The 21,559-nt window shown below is 40.0% G+C and carries 19 protein-coding genes and 1 riboswitch; of the genes, 6 read left to right on the top strand and 13 right to left on the bottom strand.

What is annotated here, in order from left to right; genetic code table 11:
- Positions 1 to 17: 17 nt before the first annotated feature.
- From sufC to FPL27_RS12575, 3 genes are all read right to left on the bottom strand, one after another.
- Positions 18 to 779 carry a Fe-S cluster assembly ATPase SufC gene (gene sufC / locus FPL27_RS12585; protein ID WP_143961424.1) on the bottom strand — a complete coding sequence of 254 codons (762 nt, stop codon included), beginning with the start codon at positions 777 to 779 and terminating at the stop codon, positions 18 to 20.
- Between the two features lie 23 nt (positions 780 to 802).
- Positions 803 to 2,248, bottom strand: a complete 1,446-nt coding sequence (gene sufB, locus FPL27_RS12580; RefSeq protein WP_143961423.1) for a Fe-S cluster assembly protein SufB — start codon at positions 2,246 to 2,248, stop codon at positions 803 to 805.
- Between the two features lie 266 nt (positions 2,249 to 2,514).
- Positions 2,515 to 2,994, bottom strand: coding sequence for an Lrp/AsnC ligand binding domain-containing protein (locus tag FPL27_RS12575; protein ID WP_143961422.1), 480 nt, complete (start codon positions 2,992 to 2,994; stop codon positions 2,515 to 2,517).
- A gap of 407 nt (positions 2,995 to 3,401) precedes the next feature.
- Here FPL27_RS12575 and FPL27_RS12570 point away from each other — a divergent pair, with 407 nt between their 5' ends.
- Together FPL27_RS12570 and FPL27_RS12565 are read left to right on the top strand one after the other, a co-directional pair.
- Entirely contained in the window at positions 3,402 to 4,025 is a 624-nt protein-coding gene (locus FPL27_RS12570) for a toxin-antitoxin system YwqK family antitoxin (protein ID WP_143961421.1), read from the top strand.
- Between the two features lie 520 nt (positions 4,026 to 4,545).
- The gene (locus FPL27_RS12565) at positions 4,546 to 7,362 is read left to right on the top strand and encodes a S9 family peptidase (protein WP_143961420.1); all 2,817 of its coding nucleotides are present in this window, start codon (positions 4,546 to 4,548) and stop codon (positions 7,360 to 7,362) included.
- A 41-nt stretch (positions 7,363 to 7,403) separates the two neighbouring features.
- On the opposite strand, the gene FPL27_RS12560 is transcribed toward FPL27_RS12565, so the two are convergent.
- From FPL27_RS12560 to FPL27_RS12545, 4 genes are read right to left on the bottom strand one after another with little or no spacing between them, the layout of a single operon-like run.
- On the bottom strand, positions 7,404 to 7,793 hold the full coding sequence (locus FPL27_RS12560; RefSeq protein WP_143961419.1) for a VOC family protein: 390 nt from the start codon (positions 7,791 to 7,793) through the stop codon (positions 7,404 to 7,406).
- Positions 7,794 to 7,833: 40 nt separating this feature from the next.
- Positions 7,834 to 9,054: a homoserine dehydrogenase gene (locus FPL27_RS12555; RefSeq protein WP_143961418.1), complete on the bottom strand. Its 1,221-nt coding sequence runs from the start codon at positions 9,052 to 9,054 to the stop codon at positions 7,834 to 7,836.
- Positions 9,044 to 10,105 carry a homoserine O-acetyltransferase family protein gene (locus FPL27_RS12550; RefSeq protein ID WP_143961417.1) on the bottom strand — a complete coding sequence of 354 codons (1,062 nt, stop codon included), beginning with the start codon at positions 10,103 to 10,105 and terminating at the stop codon, positions 9,044 to 9,046. The genes FPL27_RS12555 and FPL27_RS12550 overlap by 11 nt, the downstream gene beginning before the upstream one ends.
- Positions 10,080 to 11,417 carry an O-acetylhomoserine aminocarboxypropyltransferase/cysteine synthase family protein gene (locus FPL27_RS12545; RefSeq protein ID WP_143961416.1) on the bottom strand — a complete coding sequence of 446 codons (1,338 nt, stop codon included), beginning with the start codon at positions 11,415 to 11,417 and terminating at the stop codon, positions 10,080 to 10,082. The genes FPL27_RS12550 and FPL27_RS12545 overlap by 26 nt, the downstream gene beginning before the upstream one ends.
- Positions 11,418 to 11,607: 190 nt before the next feature.
- Positions 11,608 to 11,717: riboswitch (SAM riboswitch) on the bottom strand.
- Between the two features lie 101 nt (positions 11,718 to 11,818).
- On the opposite strand from FPL27_RS12545, the gene FPL27_RS12540 reads away from it, so the two are divergent.
- Positions 11,819 to 12,862: an acyloxyacyl hydrolase gene (locus FPL27_RS12540; protein ID WP_185974370.1), complete on the top strand. Its 1,044-nt coding sequence runs from the start codon at positions 11,819 to 11,821 to the stop codon at positions 12,860 to 12,862.
- Here the strand turns inward: FPL27_RS12540 and FPL27_RS12535 are convergent.
- From FPL27_RS12535 to FPL27_RS12515, 5 genes are all read right to left on the bottom strand, one after another.
- Positions 12,859 to 13,767, bottom strand: a complete 909-nt coding sequence (locus FPL27_RS12535) for a glycosyltransferase (RefSeq protein WP_185974369.1) — start codon at positions 13,765 to 13,767, stop codon at positions 12,859 to 12,861. The two genes, FPL27_RS12540 and FPL27_RS12535, sit on opposite strands and share 4 nt — an antisense overlap.
- Positions 13,757 to 14,932 (bottom strand): NAD(P)-dependent oxidoreductase, encoded by a 1,176-nt coding sequence (locus FPL27_RS12530; RefSeq protein ID WP_143961413.1) that lies wholly within the window; start codon positions 14,930 to 14,932, stop codon positions 13,757 to 13,759. Before FPL27_RS12530 ends, FPL27_RS12535 begins: the two co-directional genes overlap by 11 nt.
- A 178-nt stretch (positions 14,933 to 15,110) precedes the next feature.
- Positions 15,111 to 17,588, bottom strand: coding sequence for a M56 family metallopeptidase (locus tag FPL27_RS12525; RefSeq protein ID WP_143961412.1), 2,478 nt, complete (start codon positions 17,586 to 17,588; stop codon positions 15,111 to 15,113).
- A 1-nt stretch (position 17,589) separates the two neighbouring features.
- A complete protein-coding gene (locus FPL27_RS12520) occupies positions 17,590 to 17,958 on the bottom strand; it encodes a BlaI/MecI/CopY family transcriptional regulator (protein ID WP_143961411.1) in 369 nt (122 codons plus the stop codon).
- Positions 17,959 to 18,143: 185 nt separating this feature from the next.
- Positions 18,144 to 18,893, bottom strand: coding sequence for an acyl-CoA desaturase (locus tag FPL27_RS12515; protein WP_143961410.1), 750 nt, complete (start codon positions 18,891 to 18,893; stop codon positions 18,144 to 18,146).
- 191 nt (positions 18,894 to 19,084) lie between these two features.
- Between FPL27_RS12515 and FPL27_RS12510 the strand changes: the two genes are divergently transcribed.
- Complete coding sequence (locus FPL27_RS12510; protein ID WP_143961409.1) at positions 19,085 to 19,447, top strand: phage holin family protein; 363 nt, start codon at positions 19,085 to 19,087, stop codon at positions 19,445 to 19,447.
- Between the two features lie 11 nt (positions 19,448 to 19,458).
- On the opposite strand, the gene FPL27_RS12505 is transcribed toward FPL27_RS12510, so the two are convergent.
- A complete protein-coding gene (locus FPL27_RS12505; RefSeq protein WP_221936602.1) occupies positions 19,459 to 19,887 on the bottom strand; it encodes an AlbA family DNA-binding domain-containing protein in 429 nt (142 codons plus the stop codon).
- Between the two features lie 142 nt (positions 19,888 to 20,029).
- On the opposite strand from FPL27_RS12505, the gene FPL27_RS12500 reads away from it, so the two are divergent.
- Positions 20,030 to 20,611, top strand: coding sequence for a hypothetical protein (locus FPL27_RS12500; RefSeq protein ID WP_143961408.1), 582 nt, complete (start codon positions 20,030 to 20,032; stop codon positions 20,609 to 20,611).
- Positions 20,612 to 20,654: 43 nt separating this feature from the next.
- Positions 20,655 to 21,557, top strand: a complete 903-nt coding sequence (locus tag FPL27_RS12495) for a histone deacetylase family protein (RefSeq protein WP_143961407.1) — start codon at positions 20,655 to 20,657, stop codon at positions 21,555 to 21,557.
- Positions 21,558 to 21,559 lie beyond the last annotated feature (2 nt).

Below are 21,559 nucleotides of genomic sequence, written 5' to 3'. Positions count from 1 at the left end.
TGGTTGGTTAATTTGGATTAGACAGTAGCTTTGTCCGCTTCCTCTTTGATCCAATCATATCCTTTTTCCTCAAGCTCCAAAGCCAATTCCTTGGTGCCTGATTTTACGATTTTTCCATTGTATAATACATGGACAAAATCGGGAATGATATAATCCAGCAATCTTTGATAGTGGGTTACCACGATAGTGGCTTTGTCATCAGATTTCAATTGGTTGACACCGTTAGAAACAATTCTCAATGCATCAATATCAAGCCCTGAATCCGTTTCATCCAAAATGGATAGGGTAGGCTCTAGCATGGCCATTTGGAAGATTTCATTTCTTTTCTTTTCTCCCCCGGAAAAACCTTCATTCAATGACCTGCTGAGTAGCTTTTGATCTATCTCTACCAGTTTCATTTTTTCCTTAATTAACGTAAGGAATTTTACGGCATCCAAAGGATCTTGGCCTCTATATTCCCTCACCTGATTTACAGCTGTTCTTAGGAAATTGGTAGAGGATACACCTGGAATTTCCACCGGGTACTGGAATGCCAAAAATACACCTTCTCTGGCTCGGTCCTCTGGACTTAAGTCCAAAAGATCTTTGCTTTTAAAAGTCACTTCGCCTTGAGTTACTTCATATTCTTCTCTCCCAGCCAACACGGATGCTAAGGTTGATTTGCCGGACCCATTTGGTCCCATGATCGCATGGACTTCACCGGCTTTAACTTCAAGATTTATACCTTTAAGGATAGGAGTTCCTTCAATTGATGCGTGTAAGTTTTTTATAGATAGCATAATAGTAATTCAATTTTTAGATTTTATCCGACACTTCCTTCTAGAGTAAGGGCAAGGAGTTTTTGTGCCTCCACGGCAAACTCCATCGGAAGTTGGTTGAGTACCTCCTTGGCATAACCGTTTACGATTAATGCTACGGCATCCTCAGTGGCAATACCCCTTTGGTTGCAATAAAACAGTTGATCTTCTCCGATTTTGGAAGTGGTGGCCTCATGTTCCACTTTGGCAGTGGAGTTTTGGATATCTATATAGGGGAAAGTGTGGGCTCCACATTTTGACCCCATTAATAAGGAATCACATTGGGAGAAGTTACGGGCGTTGTGCGCGCGTTTCATCACTTGCACCTGTCCACGGTAGGAATTCTGTGAATGGCCAGCAGAGATCCCTTTGGATACTATTCTGGATTTGGTGTTTTTCCCGATGTGGATCATTTTGGTCCCCGTATCGGCTTGCTGATAATTGTTGGTTACTGCAACGGAGTAAAACTCGCCGATAGAATTGTCACCTTTTAATATACAGCTGGGGTATTTCCAGGTAACAGCCGAACCGGTTTCCACCTGTGTCCACGATATCTTGGAATTGTCTCCGGCGCAAATACCTCTCTTAGTTACAAAGTTGTAAATTCCACCTTTACCATTCTTGTCACCTGGATACCAGTTTTGAACGGTGGAGTATTTTACCTCGGCATCTTTAGCAGCATAAATTTCCACTACCGCTGCGTGAAGTTGGTTTTCGTCACGCTGAGGAGCAGTACAACCTTCCAAGTATGAACAGTATGATCCCTCGTCCGCAACAATTAGTGTTCTTTCAAATTGCCCCGTATTGGCAGCGTTGATCCGGAAATAGGTGGATAGTTCCATTGGGCATCTCACGCCCTTAGGTATATAGCAAAATGATCCATCGGAGAAGACCGCAGAGTTCAGAGCTGCATAATAATTATCAGTCATCGGAACCACTGATCCCAAATACTTTTTGATTAGCTCGGGATGACTATGGACTGCCTCACTGAATGAGCAAAAAACGATACCGAGTTTTCCTAGGGTCTCCTTAAAAGTGGTACCAACGGAAACGGAGTCAAGAACCGCATCAACTGCAATCCCTTGAAGTCTTTTTTGCTCATTGAGTGAAATGCCAAGTCTCTCGTAAATCTGAAGAAGCTCTGGATCAACCTCGTCAAGGTTTTTGGCTTTCTTTGACTGCTTCGGTGCAGAATAATATCTTAGTTTCTGAAGGTCAATGTTAGGATAATGAACATTTGCCCACTCAGGTTCGGTCATTTTCTCCCATGCTCTGAACGCTTTTAACCTCCAGTCCAATAACCATTGTGGCTCATCTTTTTTGGCGGAAATCCATCGGATAATATCCTCATTCAGGCCAATAGGGGCCTCATCAGCCTCATAGTTGACTGACCAGCCATGTTCATATTCTTTTGAAGTAAATTCTTCTAAAATCTGATTGTCTTTGCTCATAAAGTCGAGTTATTTAGACTAATTACATTTTGTAGCGCAAAGATACAACATTAATCCAATTTTTTATGTTCAATGACGATCGTAATTATTGGGTTTGAGTGTAGATTTTATCTATAAGATACTGATTTTTAGGTGTCTTTGAATCTATTACGAGTTTGATTCCAAATTTCAAAATCTATGAATATCAATAGGTTTGATTAGAAAAACACTAAATAATTTTTCCTTAGATTTAATCTAAATAGTGTTATAAGCCGTGCTGTAATCTTTTAGCCTTTTTGGGTATTGTCAAAAAGCTGAATAGGACGGTTAATGCTCTCCTCTAACACAATCAAAGTTTCTGTCCTATCAATTCCATCTACTTTTTGAATCTTGTTAAGTACATCCCTAAGGTGATTTGTGTCTTTACAGATGATCTTAGCGAATATACTATAATTACCAGTAGTATAATAGGCGTTAATTACTTCCGGAATGGCTTTGAGTTTAATGATCACATTGTCATAAAGAGAGCTTTTTTCCAGATAAATACCTAAAAATGCGGAAATGTCATAACCCAGTTTGGAGAAATCAATATTTAAGGTGGCACTTTTCACCACCCCCATTTCCTCAAGTTTCCTCATACGCACATGTACGGTGCCCGAGGAAACAAAAACTTTTTTAGCGATTTCCGTGTAGGGAGTTTTGGCATCCTCATTCAACAGGGAAATAATTTTTAAATCTACATTGTCAATATCTAAAATTTTGTCCATTTGAAAATGTTTAAATTAAGGTTTGTGCAATAAACAGGTATGTAAATTATAAAATTGTTAAAAAATTCCAAAATTTAAATTTGGGAATGAGATTTGTTTTTATAATAGTTAATTCTGCTACTATGGTACGGTGCAGATTTTAAATTTGGGTTTAGGTGAAAATAAACTAATTAATGATTGAAATATTGGTAATTTATTTCATAATTTGTATTGACATTTGAGCGTAAAACTTTTGATTCTCGAAAGTTATATTTGGGTTTATATTCGGAAAAAGTCCTACTGGTAGTAGGACTTTTTTTTGTGCTCTAGGAAGTTTGGAATGATTTTTTCTACAAATTAATCAATTTTAAATGCAAATATTTGCTTTTGAAATTAATTTTTGTGAATTTTGAATTATTAACTTTCAAATGATGAGAACATTTATTTTTACACTGCTTTGTTTTTTATGCGTTTCAGCCACTATGGCTCAGGGTGCACTTTTCAGTACCTATGCTCTTTCAGCCGAATTGCTTTCTCCAAAAACTACTGTTGCTGATTATGAAAAGGATGAATTTTTAAGTTATTCCTATTATGAATCAGGGGAATTGAAAGCCATCAAACCTATAGTGGATGGTAAATTTGAAGGTGAGCTAATATCTTTTTATCCAGACGGCACCTTGAGAAGAAGAGAATTTTTTGAGAATGGAAAATCTGTAGGAGGAGTTTGCTTTGATATGGATGGAAAGATTCTGCCTTATGAGCCATTCATGAAGTTTGCCGAATTGAGAGGCCAGCAAGATGCGGCTGAATTTGTGGACGGTTACTCTTCATTTATATTCAGAACTAAGAAAAGCGCCCTGCTCGAAGAAGTAAAGGTTATCCTTAATATTAACCAGCATGGCAAACTTGTAGGGTATAAGTTTGAAGGAGAGGCCGATAAGGGAACCAAGGAGCGGGTAGATTATGTACTGAGACAAATGCCTGATTGGCATCCAGCCATTGTAGAGAGTGTGTATGTACCGATGGATTTTGAGTTAACAATAAAAAAATAATTAAGTGTTTTGTGATGATAAAGTTTAAAGCTTGGTCAATAGGTCAAGCTTTTTTTTATTTTCTTCCTATTTGGTGATGCCGTGCTAATAAGCTAAAGAAGCACTTTCTGGGCGTATAGTCTTATCCTCCAAGTAAATTGAAGTCATATACTTTATTTACTTAAGTTGTCGGGGACTTATTCCTTTAATCTGATCTATAGGTATTATCTAGCTATTTCATACGTTTTTACTTAGGTTCCTCTTGGTCTGTACCCCTACTGGGACCGAAGAGGGTTCAAAGTGGATACCAAGTGGGTCCCTAGTGGGGAGCCTTTACCCATGCTTTACCCTTAATTATATCAGGTATCACAATAAAAGAATTCCTGACTGGGGTACCGTTATTAGCCAGCCTGGGTATGCTTGATTCTTAAATATTTAAACCATTATGGTAGCCTATATCTAATTATTGTTCCATTGATCACAATCCTGTGTAATCTTGACGTTAATTCAATTAAATTCCGATTAAAAATAAATCAACAGTATGCTGAATAAGAAGATACTTGCAGCAGGATTGCTTATGACAATGTCATTTGCTCTTTCTGCCCAAGAAAAAAGGCCCCTGACGCATGATGATTATGATGCGTGGGAATCGGTCTCCTCTGAGAAGGTCTCCAAAAATGGAAAATGGGTTGCTTATGAAATCAACCCACAAGATGGGGACGGAAGAGTAGAGGTGGCCGCTCATCAAAATCCAAGTGAAAAACACGTCATCCATAGGGGTAAAAACTTTGTTTTTTCTAACAATGGAGATTACCTAATGGGATTAATAAAGCCGCAGAAGGATTCCGTGAGAATGTTAAAGCTCAAGGATACCGCTAAAGATAAGTTACCTAAAGATTCGCTTTTTATTTTTTCTCTCGGTAATGGGGAAGTGGAGAAGCTTGCTAAGATTAAATCCTTCAAGACACCAAAAGACAATGGCAACTGGCTTGCAGTCCATTTTGAAAAAGAAACCAAAAACCAAGATAAAACCGACTCCACAGAAGTAAAGGAGAAGGCTAAAAAGACCGACGGCACCAAGTTGTTAGTAAGAAGTTTTGACGGGGAAAAGAAGTGGACGCTCGATAGAGTCAAAGATTATGGCTTCTCTGATGAAGGTAATTTCTTGTTTTTCACCATGGCAACTGAAGATACCCTAAAAAATGAGGGAGCTTATATTTTAAATCTTAAGAATGGTGAAACCTCTCAAGTGGATGAGGGAAAAACCAGTTACATTGGGATGGTTATTGACGGTCAGGAGAAGAATTTTGCCTTCATGGCTACAGAGGATTCTCTTAAGACCAAGAAGCCTTATTATGACCTTTACCTTTATGACATCAGTAAAAATTCCCTAAACAAGGTGGCAGGTAAAGGTACCCAAGGCATACTTGAAGAGGATATGGTTAGTAAAAATGGTGACCTAGTATTTTCGAAAGATGGTAATAGGTTATATTTCGGAACTGCTCCTGATTATATCACCTATGATTATGAAGAAGATACCACAATTCTTAAAGAAGAGCGGGTTTCTCTCGATATTTGGGGCTGGCAGGATGACGAAATTCAACCGATGCAGTTGAAGCAAAAGGATAGAAAAAACAAAAAAACCTATTTGGCTACTTATGACATGAAGTCAGGCAATATAACCCAAGTAGCGGATCAGAAAGTTGAAACCTTAAACAGGGATAAACATAACAGGCATAAGATAGCCATAGGGACAGATGACAAGCCTTACCGCCGTAATTACAGCTGGGATATCCAGATTGGCAGAGATGTGTATGTCGTAAACCTGGAAACGGGTGAGAAAACTTTGGTGGAGAAAAACCTAAAAGGATATCCATCATTGTCCCCTGAAGCGAAATATGTTTATTGGTACAGCACTCCTGATAGTACCTGGATGGCTTATGACATCAAGTCTAAAGAGAAGAGAAACCTTTTGGCGGAGATTGATGACATCAATTTCTATGATGAAATCCATGACAGTCCATCCATGCCCTCAAGTTATGGTAACGGTGGTTGGTTAAAAAATGATGAGGCATTTTTGGTATATGACAAATATGACGTTTGGAGAGTAGATCCTGCTGGGAAGAAAGAGCCAATCAATATTACTAAAGGAGAGGGAAGAAAAAACAAAACCAAGTTCAGAATCCAAACCTTAAGTGAAGATGAGGAAGAATATGGTCTGGATCCAAAAGCGACCTTATTGCTTACCGCTTTCCATGAGTTCAAGAAGAAAGATGGTTTCTATAAAGGGGACATTCAAGGTAAAAACTCCCCTGAAGAATTACTTTTCAGTGACCATAGGTATTATGGGGTGAAAAAAGCCGAGAAAAGTGATGAGTTGATTGTAAGAAGGTCGACTTATCATGAGTATCCTGATATTTATGCTACCAGTCTAGACTTTGCCAGTTTGAGCAAGATTTCTGAAACCAATTCCCTGCAAGAAGATGTGAACTGGGGTTCTGTTGAATTAGTAGATTACCGTGCAAATGACGGCACACCTATGCAAGGTTTGTTATTCAAACCAGAGAATTTTAGAGAAGACGGAAATTACCCAATGATGGTTTATTTCTACGAAAGAAACTCCGATGGGCTGCACAACTATAGAGCTCCGGCTCCGAGTGCATCAACCATCAATATCCCGTTCTTTGTGAGTAACGATTATGTAGTGTTTGTGCCGGATATCAAATATGATCTGGGTCTTCCAGGACCAAGTGCTTATAATAGCATCATGCCTGGTGTACAAAAAGTAGCGGATATGGGCTTTGTAGATAAGGAAAGCATGGCCATTCAGGGACAAAGCTGGGGCGGTTATCAAGTGGCATATTTGATTACACAAACAGATATGTTCAAAGCCGCTGGAGCCGGAGCACCGGTGGTCAATATGACTTCTGCTTACGGTGGTATCCGTTGGGGTACCGGCATGAGCCGAATGTTTCAATATGAGCAGACCCAGTCTAGGATTGGAGGCACGCTTTGGGAAAAGCCATTGTATTACATTGAGAACTCACCATTATTCTATAGTGACCGTGTAAAAACCCCTGTGTTAATCATGCACAATGATGCTGACGGAGCTGTGCCGTGGTATCAGGGCATAGAAATGTTCATGGCGCTTAAAAGACTAAATAGTCCTGCTTGGTTACTTGTTTATAATGATGAGGATCACAATCTGGTGCAGCGTAAGAACAGAAAAGACCTTTCCATTAGGTTGTCCCAGTTCTTTGATCACTATTTAAAGGATGCACCTGAACCTTTATGGATGAAAGAAGGGTTGCCCGCTACCGAAAAGGGTAGGACCCTGAAATACGAACTTGCTGAATAGCATAATAAAAAAACTCCCCAATAAAACATTGGGGAGTTTTTTTATTCCCAGATCCCATGGGGCACAATTTCCAAAACATGTCCGAAAGGGTCTTCAAAATAGAAGCTTTCCAGATCACCTTTCCACTTTTGGAAGTGAGTGATCCAAATGCCTTCCTTTTTGACCTTATTTAATGTCTTCTCATAATCTGTCTGGGAAACCTCAAAAGCCAGGTGCTGCTTTCCTCTGGCAAAATGTGGTGGTAGATTTTTCTCCTCTTTGGTGGCTTCAGGGTTAAAACACAGCAAAACTGAAGTTCCGCAACGGAAAAATATATGCCGTCCATCAACTTTTGAGATCAAGGGCATTCCCAATTTGCCCTGATAAAATTCCTGTGCTTTGTCCAGGTCATCCACATACAGGCAATTTTCCTTTATTTGGGTAAAATTCATGGTTGATCAGTTTGGTCAAATTCAATTTAACCAATTTCAACTACTCTTCCGCAAATTCTAATGCTTTGAATTCAAAATGCTGGGCGATTTTATCCAATGAGATGTTTTTATCTATGGCCAAAATAGAACCGTCAGATTCAAATATTTTTAACCTTAACTTTTCAACATGGTTGCTGGAAAAGCTTCCTAAAACATATGATTTCCCTTCAAAGCTATACTTTCGGTGATATGGAAAGTTATCATCCAAAACCTTGGAATCGGCGCTGATGACAAATTGTTGCTCAGAGGAGGCTGGATGGGCATACTCCTTTTTTAATCCTTTTTTTACCAACTCATATTGGAATCCAGAATTACTTTTAGCAAGATCCGAATAAACAGCAGCACCGGTAGCTAAGCCTCCTGCTCCCTTGCCCTGAAAGTTCTGTAAGCCGACATTTTTAGAGGTTATGCTTATGGCATTATATTCATATTCCACAGGGCTGAGCGAGTGATTGGGTCCAACAACTGTGGGGTAAATGGAGGCGGTGATCTTGCCTTCGATTTTAGAGCATTGAGCAATGAGTTTGATTTTGCCTCCTGAAAGTTTGGCCAGCAGAAAGTCTTCAGCCTTTAAGTGGTCAATACCAATACAAGGGATAGATTTTTCTTCCAAGTGCACCCCAAATGCATGTGCGGAAAGAATGCAAAGTTTACTTGCTACATCACTACCATTTATATCAAAGGTTGGGTCCGCCTCGGCATACCCATTTTCTTGTGCCCCCTTCAATGCCTCTTTAAAACTTTGATTTTCCTGTTGAATTTTGCTCAAGATATAATTGGAAGAACCGTTTAATATTCCTTGAATTACCTCTATCTCATCACCTTGATATTGGGTGCTTATGTTAGAAAGAACGGGTATGCTAGCTGCAACTGCGGCTTCATAAAGGAATTTCCCTCCATGCTTTCTTTCAAGTTTTAAAAGTTCAGGAAGATGTTTGGCCACAAGTTTTTTGTTTGCCGAAATCACTGTTTTCCCTGCTTCCAAAAGCTTTATCGCAATTTCATATGCCACCTCGGTTTCGGAGATCAATTCAATTCCTATTCCCGATTGCTCAAGTATTTTTTCTAAATCATATTGAAAATTGATTCCTTGGGGACGTAATTTCTCCCTGCTTTTCACAGCGATAAATTCAGGCTCAAGGTTTTTACCATCTTTGGTTGCGATTTCATAATATCCTTGGCCCACTACGCCAAAGCCTATCAATCCGATTTTATTTCCCATGGTTTGTATATAGATAAAAAGATTTTAAAATGTATTGAAGCTGTTCATATTCAATCAGAAATGCATCATGACCATACGAAGAGGTGATTTCTGAGTATTTTCCGTCGACGGTTTGCTCTGAGATATATTGGCTTTCTTCCTTTCGGAAAAGCTGATCCGTGTCGATTCCCACTGTGAGAACCTTCGCTTTAATTTGTTGCAAAGCCTTATGTGCGCCACCGCGTCCCCTTCCAATATCATGGCTATCCATGGCTTTTGTCAAAACCCAATAGGAAAGTGCATGGAACCTGTCCGCAAGTTTTTTTCCCTGGTATTGCAGATAGCTGCTCACTTTAAAGTGATCAAGTTTTTCTTCCTCATCATCTTGGGTTTGTTGGAAGGTTTCAGGATGCCTATAGGTCAACATACCGATTGCTCTAGCGGCCCTCAAGCCTGTTTTTCCGGCTTCGGCGATTTCTTCCCCCCAGGTGCAGTCGGACTGGATGGCCATCCTCTGTGCCTCATTGAAACCTCGGATCCAGGGTGTAGATTTGGCATTGGCTGCAATGATGATACTATAGTCCAGCTTTTGGCCTAATAGATAAGACCATTCCAATGCAACTTGTCCTCCTAATGATCCTCCAATTAAGGTGTGTATTTTTTCAAGCCCCAAATGCTGCCTGAGTTTTTCCAGTGCTCCAGCTATATCCCGAGTAGTGAGCTGTGGAAACTGGTAGAAATAGGGTTTACCACTTTCTGGATTGATGCTTAATGGATTTGTAGATCCGTAACAGGAACCGAGCAGATTGGTGCAAATGATTTTGTATTGTTTGGGGTCAAAGAATTTGTCTTCGCCGACTAATCCTGACCACCACTCATGCACGTCCGCATTCCCAGTTAAGGCATGGTTTATCCAGATGACGTTTCCGTCATTGGAATCAGGGTTGCCATATACGGTGTAGGCAATTTGGAATCCGGCAAGGTATTCGCCGGATTCCAGGATATACCTATCGCTATATTCAAAGACCCGTGACTTGTCTTCAATTTCAAGCAAAGGAGAGGTTAGATTCATGTTTTTCGGTAGTTTTTTCTAAAGCGTTCGTAAGGTCGGCTTTGATGTCGTCAATGTGCTCCAGCCCCAATGAAATCCTTAAAAGGGTAGGAGTAACTCCGGCCTTGAGCTGCTCTTCATCACTGAGCTGTTGATGAGTGGTCACGGATGGCTGAATAATTAGGGTTTTGGCGTCACCAACATTTGCCAGATGGGAAATCAGTTCCAGATTATCTATCAAAGCTGTTGCTTCTTCTTTCTCTCCGTGAAGTTCAAAACTTAACACCCCGCCAAACCCATTTTTCAGGTACTTTTTGGCAAGAACATGGTATGGTGAGCTTTCGAGGCCAGGATAATTTACTTTTTTTACTTTAGGGTGGTCGGCAAGCCATTTTGCAAGCACTAGCGCATTGTCAACCGTTCTCTGTACCCTGAGGGATAAGGTTTCTAAACCTTGCAATAAGAGGAAGGAATTAAATGGGCTTTGAGCAGGGCCAAAATCTCTAAGCCCTTCCACTCGCGCCCGGATGGCAAAGGCTATATTAGGAAGCCCTAGCGCATTACCCTCCCCAAAAGCTTCCCAGAAATTAAGTCCATGGTATCCTTCAGACGGTTCAGAAAACTGTGGGAACTTACCGTTACCCCAATTAAAGTTGCCTCCATCAACGATCACACCTCCGATGGAAGTGCCATGCCCTCCAATCCATTTGGTGGCCGAACTGGTGACTACATTGGCACCATGAGCGATGGGTTGAAATAGGTAGCCTCCCGCTCCGAAGGTGTTGTCCACTACAAATGGGATATCGTATTTCCGAGCTAAAGAAGCGATTTCTTCAAAATCTGGAATGTTAAATTCCGGATTACCGATGGTCTCCAGGTAAACGGCCTTGGTGTTTTCATCAATTAGCTTTTCGAAGGCCTCCTTACTATCATTTTCAGCAAATCTGGCATCTATTCCCAGCCTTTTAAATGCAACTTTAAACTGGTTGTAACTTCCGCCATACAAAAAGGGCGTGGTAACAAAATTGTCGCCTGCCTGAAGGATGTTATTGAGGGCAAGAAACTGAGCTGCCTGCCCAGAGGCTGTTGCCACGGCTGCTACGCCCCCTTCCAAAGCGGCAATGCGCTTTTCGAAGACGTCGGTGGTGGGGTTCATGATTCGGGTATAAATATTACCGAATTCTTTCAACCCAAACAGGTTGGCACCATGCTCCGCACTGTCAAAAACATATGAAGTGGTTTGATAAATTGGAACGGCTCTTGAATTAGTGCTAGGATCGGGCTCCTGACCTGCGTGAAGCTGAAGTGTGTCGAAATGATAGTTTTTGGACATGAGGATTTTTGTTTAATATGGATAATAGGATTTTAGTGAGGCTTTGTACAAAAGCCTATGGAGATATGCGTAACCGGGAAGGTTACGAATTAGAAAATACAACAGAAGCAAACTCTCCCATGGCTTGGGGAGTTAAAAGAACTGTAAATTTTGTCGGAAATGAAATTAGTTACGGATATCATCGGTTAAGAATTTATATCTCCCAGTGAGGATATTCTCAATGGGCAGGAATTGGCACCTTGGATTTTCCAGGTTGCCAGAGGATCATAGAGCCTGTCTCTTACCTCTTCTTTATAAATCCCAACACTCAAAAAGTGAAAGGATAAAACAAAGTAAAGCGATCAATGTTGAAAATGCAAAGGTTAAGTTCTTTTTTTGTCAAAAATTCAATAGTAACCATCTTGAAACACTTTATTCCCATACTATTATGTTTGCTCTCCTTTACTTCAAATGCCCAAAAGATCCAAAAACTGAATGCTGAAATTAAATATGGCTTTATTATTCCTCATGCTGAGGATCTGCGGGCAGTATCCAATACCAATCCGATTGGCATCCAATTGACCTATTCCCAAATGCAACTGAGTAAGGAAGCATATGAAATTTGTAATTGTTTTTTTGACTGGGGGGTACAGTTAAATTTCCATGATTTCAATAATCCCGATGTACTAGGTCAGGCTTTTTCGGTTTCAACTTTTATTGAACCGATTTTGGTTAGGTTGAAAAATATCAATATTTCATTGAGAAGCGGAATTGGAACAAGTTATCTTACAAGAGTATATGATGAGGAGGATAATCCTGAAAATCAGTTTTTTAGTTCACCATTGAGTTTTTTGATTTATTTACAGCCACGGCTGAATTTCCAAATCTCAGAAAGCTTGGATGGCAATCTTTCTCTTTTCTATAATCATATCTCCAACGGAGGACAAAGCCAGCCCAATAGAGGAATGAATTACCCTATGCTAGGGGCTGGGGTAACTTACTATTTTGATAGACAGCCTTTTCCGGAACATGCTCCAAAAAAGCTAAAGAGCGGAATGAAATATTATGCGGAGATTTTTTCAACTCAAAGAAAAAGTGAATTCCGGGAGGGGAGAGACTGGGTAGTAGGGGTAGGTGCAGGTGCTTACCATGCCGTCAGTGGAATTAATGCTCTTGGACTGGGCGGAGAGTTTATCAATGACCAATCTCTTAATCAATCAGAAGAGATTGGCAATGGGTTTATAGCGGCTCCTTTTATTTCGCACCATTTCCTATTTGGCCGATTTGAGTTTGCACAAAGATTTGCCTACTATGCTTCCAAACCAGATAATTATACTACTAATAATTTTTATCAAAGATATATTATCCAATATCGGGTTTGGGAAGGTTTACATCTGGGCGCCTCCTTGAAAACTCATGCCCATGTAGCCGAAAATATTGACATGCGTCTTCAGTGGAAGTTTTAGCCCCAGCCAATTTTCACCTTAAAGTAATCCCAGCAGAAGGAGGGTTTTAGAAAGTTTAGGCTGTCGGCAAATTTCCAGGCAATAGGATGGGAACGATTCTCTTTGATTCTATAAATGATGTAATCAAGATATCTGGTATAAGTCAAATAGAATAACCCATATCTCAGACCCGTCCAGATAAAGTTTTCCTTTTGAAATTGGTATAGGGATTTATAATAGGGGTTATAGCCTGACTTGGAAATATTGTGCGTATGGAGACGGTAGCCAGCAGTTACACATTCCAAAAATTTGATTTCCCATTTTTCTATGGCAATTTTGTACCACATGGGCAAGTCGTCTATAAAAGGATACCGCTCATCATACCCATCCAAGGTTTCAATTGCATCTCTACGAATGAGGGTTGCCATTGCTGGAATTGGATTATCCAATAACAGGGATCGTTCATATGGCTTTGGAAGTGCAGATCCAAAGATCGGTCCATCCATTTTTTTTATGTCATAGAAAGCATGAGCTTGGCTATATATTAAGCCAACTGAAGGGTCAATTTCGTTGTTCAACATTTTCCAAATTGCGTCGGGAAAAAGAATATCATCTCCAGGCAAAACTTTTACCCACTCTCCGCTAATAAATTTTAGTGCACGATTAATATTAGGTGCGATACCCCCATTTATATTGCTGGTGACTAATTCAAAGTTGATAAACCGCTTTGCATTATTCAGCATCCAATTTTGGATTAATGCTACGGTGTCATCCTTGGAATTGTCATCGGTGACAATCAATTCAATGTTTTGATATTCCTGATTTTTTACGCTGTTCAGGGTTTCAATTATAAACTTACCTGAATTATACGTCACTACGATTATTGAAACTAATGGCAGACTTTCATTTGGGTAATTATCCAACATGTCTAAAAATGTTATTTTCTTGTAATAGTGTTTCCTTCCAAGCTGTAAGAGCCAAGGAATCATTAATTTCAATATCATCAAAAGTGATCACTTGTCCAGGCTCCACAGAGCGTGTGAAATGGACGTTGCTCATTAACCCTATAGGGACATGGTTGGGTTCTTCAGAAATCTCCATTGCTTCCCCTCTGACTTCCATGCTCCCGATTCCTTTGTTCAGAATCGTTCCTACTTCTATACGTTGCTTAGCTATAGAAGCCGCTGAAACTGAAGGGGATTTTCCATTGTCTATCAAAACCTTGTCCGTATGATAAAACTTAAGGATAGTCTTAGGAATTTCAAAATAGCAAAGATGGGTATGTTTGTAGAGTAGATAATGTGGCCCATTTCCCATTTTATAGGTCTTCAAACCGGCCGCCAAGTCTTCATGATGGGTACCTACTAAAAATACACCTGGAGGTGCTGTTGGAGAAATTATGTAATCACTCAAAACTTTGTTTTGAGCGGATGCAGTTTTTGCCAAATTAAATGCCCCAATCTCCAAGCTGTCTGTTTCTTCTCCGATCAAGCCACGTCTAGCAATAGAAGCTCCAAATGCATTAGCAACCAGGGCCTGCTCAATCTGCAACTTGGTCCCGTCGGTAAAAGAGGTAACTGAATTGAATGTAAAGCCCTGCTTCTTGGCCCAATAGATCATGTCTTCAAAACTTGGATTCTGGTTCAAAAAACCCTTGATGTTTCCATACACAAGTGGAGTAAATCCCATTTGTAGAGCTTCCTCCCTCAAAGCTGCAAGACAGCCTGGCTGGTCGCCTTCTGCTTCCGTAAGTAGTCCCCTGGTAGAAAGCCAGCTACCGGAAAGCACTTGGGTATCTGCATCCATGGTAACCACCTTGACTCCATATTGGAAGGCTAGATCAATAATTGCAGTGGAATAGATTGGGTCCCCAGTGCTGACAACAAGAATGTCGGAATGTTCTAATATCTGCTGAATGGATTGGGTAATATATTTCTGAGGCACCCCTAAATCAGGAACATGTCCCTTCCTTCTTGTAAGGATGTAAGAAATCTCCATGTCCTTTCTTTTGCTGATCAGCTTCGCCAATCCTCTAGCGATGGTGCCGGTACCTACGATCCCTACTTGGATCTTGAAAAGTTCTCTTCGCATTTATAAAAAGTTTAGTGTCGGTGTAAAAGTGAAACTAAAATAGTTGAAGTTTACGTAAAATGCAAAAAATAAGGTGTAAAAATTGTTTTGTTTAGTTCAAAATACTTTTTGTAATTTACCGACTCAAATAGAAAGGTAAAGAAAATGGCCTCAAACTTGTTTGAGGCCATTTATAAATTTAATCTTTCATTGTAATCACAATCACTCCATTTTGGGCATCCTCACCATACAGTTCAGTAGTTGCCTTTGATGGCTTGTGAACCTCAAAGCTTTTTATTTGACCTGGATCAAGGTCCTTTAATTTTTCATGCTCGAAAGCCTTGCCATCTACAAGATAGAGAGGCTGTTCATTTTTTGGAGTGGTCTCCTTGATGCTAATATTGGCTACATCGGATTTTAGGTCTATATAATTTAATTTTCGGATGCCCTTTCTAGCCAACACCTTTTCCAAATCTTTAACATGCCCAATTTTCACCTCATCATTAGCAGAGATGTTTGCGGTTATCTGGATATCTCCACCAAGGTTTCTAAGGTAACTTTCCAAATAGGATTCAAATTGAATTAAGCTGAAGGTTTTGTTATCAAAATTTATCTCGTCCTTGGATTTGATATTGATTCTAATTTCCTTTTTCCTTGGTTGAGTACCGTAACCTGTGACCACTAATTCTGGAGTAGTGTGGCCTGGATTCACTTCAATAAATCTTTCCTCACTGCTGCCGCTTCCATCTATTTTAAACCGAATAGGAAGTCTCATGCGGACATTAACTTCCTCCCCTCTTTGTTTTCCAGGAATCCAATCCTCAGCATTTTTAATCAATCGGATAGCCTCTTCATCGGCACCGCCTCCAATCCCCCTAAGTACATCTGGATTTTCTAGCTTTCCCTCTTTGGTTACTGTGAATACTACATATACAGTACCTTGAATATTGTTTTCCCGTGCTTTTTCTGGGTATTTAATATTTCTGGATAAATATTGTTGCCAAGCTTCCATTCCACCTGCAGGCATGGGTGGATCCTGAACTACATCATAAACCTCATTTTCACCGATTACAGGCCTTACGGTTCTAGGGGTTTCAGTTTTAGCTCGTGAAGGGGTAGGAAAAAAATCATGGCTCTCAGACCTGACACCCTGGCTGGCTAGAAAGTGGCGAATGCTATGGACAGAAGGGACTGGTTTACCATCCTTTTTCGCCGGTTCCCACTTGGGAGCTTCGGGAGAAGTAAGGGTAGCAATTACTTTTTCATCCAACCCACCGCCAAAACTTCTTTTTACAACTGGCTCCTCAATATTGCCTTTTTCATCCACGACAAACTCAATTTCCAACTCTCTTTGGAGGTTTAACATCCTTTCTTTCTCAGGCATACTGATGGCATTTTTAAGAAACTGGTTCCACGCCTCCTTCCCATCCTTAGGCCTAGCCTCTTCGTCAACTTTCTTTTCATACATCTTACCATACAATTTGGTAGTAGGAGATTGTATGCGAAGATTGTCAATCATACCCAGCACTTTTATGTATTCCTGATCATCTTGGATATTAGTAAAGGTGTATTGAAGTTCCCCAATCTGGGCAGTAAGAGTACCGTCCTTTAGCGGACTGATCAGTTCATAATGTTGCGGTTGCTTGATTTTGACTACCTTAATCCCAACCTCAAGGGTGTCTTTGGCATTTACCAGTTTGTTTTCCAGCTCGGAAATACTACTTCGGCTGATACTTTCAGGTAGAAAGGCTGGCTGATAGGTTTTCATGGATACCAATCCGAGCAGCATGACTGTCAGAGGCAAAACCATCACCATTTTATACCAATTGATTTTCGGTGACTTTTTCATCATCAATATTCTTTTAAGGGTTGTAGATCTAATGAAGTAATTGCCGATAGGAAGATCTAGGCCTTTAAAAGCTATTCTAATGATTAATTTTTTGTAGGTTTCCTTGTTCTGGACCTTAGCCAGCACTTTCTCGTCAGCCAAATACTCATGAGTGTCTACGAGCGCAGAGCGCATGAGATGAATGGCGGGGTTGAACCAGAATAGTAAACTTAATACTTGGTAATAAATCACGTCATAGGAGTGTCCTTGACGGATGTGTTCAATTTCGTGGTTGAGAATCTGGGATTTTTCAGATTCTGTAAGTTTTTCTGTATTGTCCCAAAATAGGCGGTTGAAATAGGAGAAAATTGGTGCTAGGCCAAATGTCGGGACTTTTAGATAGTTGTCCTTAATATGGTAGGAGGATTCGTACCAGCCTTTACGGAAAAGAGCCTGAAGTTGATAAAATTGGGCGATAAGCTTGGCCGCCAATAAAAGGGTGATAAAAAGGTAAATCAGAAAAAGGTAGTCTGTGATCTCCCATAAGGCTGGAAGTCTAGAGCTGCTTACTGTGACCTCGGGAAGGCCAAATGAACCGGCAATTTCTTCAGGTGCTTGCTGTGCAGCAAGCACCTGGTAGAAATTGGTGTTTTCCAGAGAAATACTGGGTTTGTTGAAGTCAACCGGGATCTCAATTATAGGAAAAAGCAGGGCTAGGAGGGGGGTAATTAAAATGTAAACCCTAGCCAAGGTAAAGGCTTTTTCATTTTTGATAAAGCACCAGTATATTCCGTAAAAAAAGAACAGACAAAAGGTGCTCTGCCAAATATAATTGATAGCCGCAGCCATGTTATTTGTTAATTACATCTGACTTGACCTCATCCATAAGTTTCTCTAACTCTTTGACGTCTAAATTCTCGTCTTTGGCAAAGAATGAGGTCAGTTTGGTGAATGACCCTCCAAAGTAACCTGTAAGCAGGTTTTTAATAGAGAAGCTTCTGTATGAATCTTTCGAAACTATTGGGTAGTATTCGTGAGATTTACCATAAGCCTTGTGCTTTACAAAGCCTTTTCTCTCCAAAATCCGGATGATTGTGGAAACAGTGTTGTAAGCCGGTTTCGGCTCATTCATTTTTGCGAGGATATCTTTGACAAAACCTTTCTCGATATCCCATAGAATCTGCATAACCTGCTCTTCTGCGCGTGTTAATTCTCTCATGTTCGTATGGTTTTTTTTTGTAACTTAATCAGTTAGTTTTTTTAAAGCAAATTTTTTGGCTAAATCTTTCTATCGGCACTGTAAAAATAGTGAAAATCATTAAGATTAACAAGTTTCTTAGTTTAAAAATTAATTAATTCGTTATTTTAAAGCTAAAAAAGGCCGCTATCTCTAGCGGCCCGTGATTATGTGGTCTTCAACTTGATGATCCTAGTGGCATGCAGTAACTTAACTATCGGGTAAGTAGGATCAAATTCGTACCACTTAACAGCAAAGTTGACTCTTTTTGGCAACTTGTGGTGGTTATTTTGAAACAACTCACCCAACATAAGAAAGTCCAGTAGGAGAGAGTTTTTAGATTTGTCATTGTTGTCAAAGTTGGCGTAGCCATACTTGTGGCCGCTCCAGTTTACAATTGCTCCGTGAACAGGTCCCATCATAAAGTGAATAGGTAGTAAAAGGTACATTGCCCAGTGGGTGCCTGGTAATTCAAACACGCTTATGCTCAATACATATATTAATATGTAGAACACTCCCCAACCTACACGAGCCATCATAGAATCCGCGAAGAGGTCAAATTTATTCCAGTCTGGAACATCTTTTGAGAACCTTTCTTCCGGCTTAAGCCTGAAGGAGAAATATTCGTTGTAAATGTTTTTGGTCTTCCACATCATGGTGAAGAGATTTTCGGTATGATGCGGACTGTGCGGATCCTTAGGGGTGTCGCTGTATGCATGGTGCATTCTGTGCAAAACCGCATAGGCCCTAGGGGAGAGGTAGCTGCTTCCCTGGCATACCCAAGTGAATATATAGAAGAATCTTTCCCAGAATTTTGTCATGACAAACATCTGGTGTGCCGCATAACGGTGTAGAAAGAAACTCTGGCAAAATAGAGAGAAATACCAGTGGAGTAAGAAGAAGACGATTAAGATCACTTATACTGAATTTAAAATTAATAAGAACTGCAAAGATACTTTCAAATTGCCAGAAAGATAAACCGAGGGGGGCTAATTTTTCTCAAACATGACGAGAATCATGTTTTTGGTAACAGAGCTAGACAGTATAAACGATTATTTTGCCGCAAATAATTCCTTTTCTATAAATTTAAATAAAATAACCTACTTTTATGAGCAGATCTAAAGAAGCTATGGGAATATTAGTTCAACTTATTGTGGCTGCATTGGCAGTGGTTATCACGGCTTTTTTGTTGCCAGGTGTAGGGGTTGATGGATACTTGACCGCCATCGTGGTGGCAGCACTATTATCATTACTGAACATTACCATAAAGCCAATATTTATCTTGTTAACCATTCCCATCACTGTAATGACCCTTGGTCTTTTTCTTTTGGTGATCAATGCGCTGATTATCCTAATCGCCGCCGAGATTATTCCAGGATTTGCTGTAGATGGTTTTTGGTGGGCGCTTCTTTTTAGTTTTATATTATCATTAATAAATTCCCTTTTGGGGGTATCTCTTGGAGGGAGATAAATTGTCGATTTTTAAATTGAGGGAATGGATCTGTCCTGATCCCTTATATATAAGGTGTTGGTTTCATTTTCTGTGTGCAGATGCGGCTTCTGGTTGCTTTCCAGTATAGTGACTACGAGTACAAACTTTTCCTCGGGAAGTTTTTCGTCATCAATATAATCCACTTCAAAAATCTCAAAGCTAAGTTCCACGGATGGAAGGAGGTGTTTTTGGTTGGCTTGTTCAATCATAAACATTTCTTCCTCGGCATCAATGCCGATTAGTTGTTTTTTGTCAGAAATGCCAATTACAAGTTTTCCACCCTTAGTATTTGCAAAGGCGGCAATAGTTTTGGCGATTTTAGATTGATTTGAAATGCCCTGCTTGAAATCCAATTGAATACCTTCTTGGGATTTCAATATTTCCCTTATGAAATCGTTATCTTTTTTTATGGAAATCATTTTATTTTTATATAATATGTTGTAATTTAATTAATTGATTGAGAAATGCATGCTATAGCGAACCTGTATCTTTTAAAAGTATCACTTGTATTAATAAATTTGCTCACTTAACCACCAATTCAAATTGAAAACATCTCAAACAATGCTCACCAAACACGAAAACGATGGGTTGAAGCCAGAATCAATTGAAGGCCTCAAGCAGGAGCTGAAGGCTTCCGGAAAATCATTCAAAATCATACCAAGTGAAGATAATTCCGAGGAATATGTTCATTTCCGTTTTTTAGGCCTTTATGAAAATAAAGAAGTAATCTACGATTCCGTGCTTTTCACCCTAAGACTGCACCATGCAAGTGAGGTATACGAACTTGCCGAGCATAAGGCTGCTCAAAAGTTCCCCAATTTTGAGGGGATTCATTATGAAGAAGACGAAAATGGCAATCTTAAGCCTTTATCCAGCCATGAAGAAGAAATTGGGTGGTACATTACCGAAATTATAATGGATATTGAAGACGAAGAGGCCGTAAAAGTATCCGAATTTGTAGACCTAGACACTAATCATGATTATGGTATCGGCCTGGATGGAGCACTGAATGTAGAAGAGATCAACGACGCTGTGATTGCGAAATTTATTAAAGATTTCAACGAGGAAACATTGGTATTAGATGACACATTGTATTCTTTTCAGTCTGCTGAAGAGGAGGATTTTGATGAGGAAGAAAGCTAAAAAGCTAAATCATTCCTTTGCTCACCGTGTCATTTGTTATTAGATGCTTAAAATAGCTTGGTCACCACTTTATTCACATCCCTTGCCCGAGGGGCATAGGTTTCCTATGGAAAAATATAACCTCTTGCCAGAACAACTCCTATATGAAGGGACAATTCGGGAAGAGAATCTATTCACACCTCTAATGCTCGAAGATAAGTGGTTGCTCAATACCCATGAGCCAACCTATGTCGATAGGTTAAAAGGACTTGAATTGTCTAAACCTGAAATCAGGAAAACGGGCTTTCCACTAAGTAAAGAACTGGTCGACCGGGAAATCCATATCATGGATGGCTCGGTCGAAGCCTGTATGTACGCTTTGGAGTTTAGGTGTGCTATGAATATTGCAGGCGGGACCCATCATGCATTTACCGATAAGGGAGAAGGTTTCTGTCTACTTAATGATATTGCTGTTTCGGCCAATTATCTGTTGGATAGAGGCTTTGCTAAACAAGTTTTGGTCATTGATCTGGACGTTCACCAGGGCAATGGCACCGCCCAGATTTTCAATAGTAAACCACAAGTCTTTACCTTCAGCATGCACGGGGCCTCAAATTACCCGTTACAAAAGGAGAACTCAGATTTAGATATTGGATTACCTGATGGAATTGGTGATGATAAATATTTAGAAATCCTGGATAACTACCTATCCCCTTTGATAGATAATGTGCAGCCCGACTTTTTGATTTATCAATGTGGTGTGGATGTTTTAGAAAGTGATAAGTTGGGAAGACTTGGATTATCCCTGGAAGGATGCAAGGCAAGGGACCGATTTGTACTTGAACTTGCAGAAAAAAACCATATTCCTATCATGTGCTGCATGGGAGGTGGGTATTCCGAAAAGTTAAGCCATATATTAGAAGCTCACGCCAATACCTATAGGTTGGCACAGGAAATCTTCTTTTGAGG

This window comes from Litoribacter populi (genome assembly GCF_007483685.1).
Lineage (GTDB): Bacteria > Bacteroidota > Bacteroidia > Cytophagales > Cyclobacteriaceae > Litoribacter > Litoribacter populi.
This window is presented reverse-complemented; position numbering and strand designations above follow the sequence as displayed.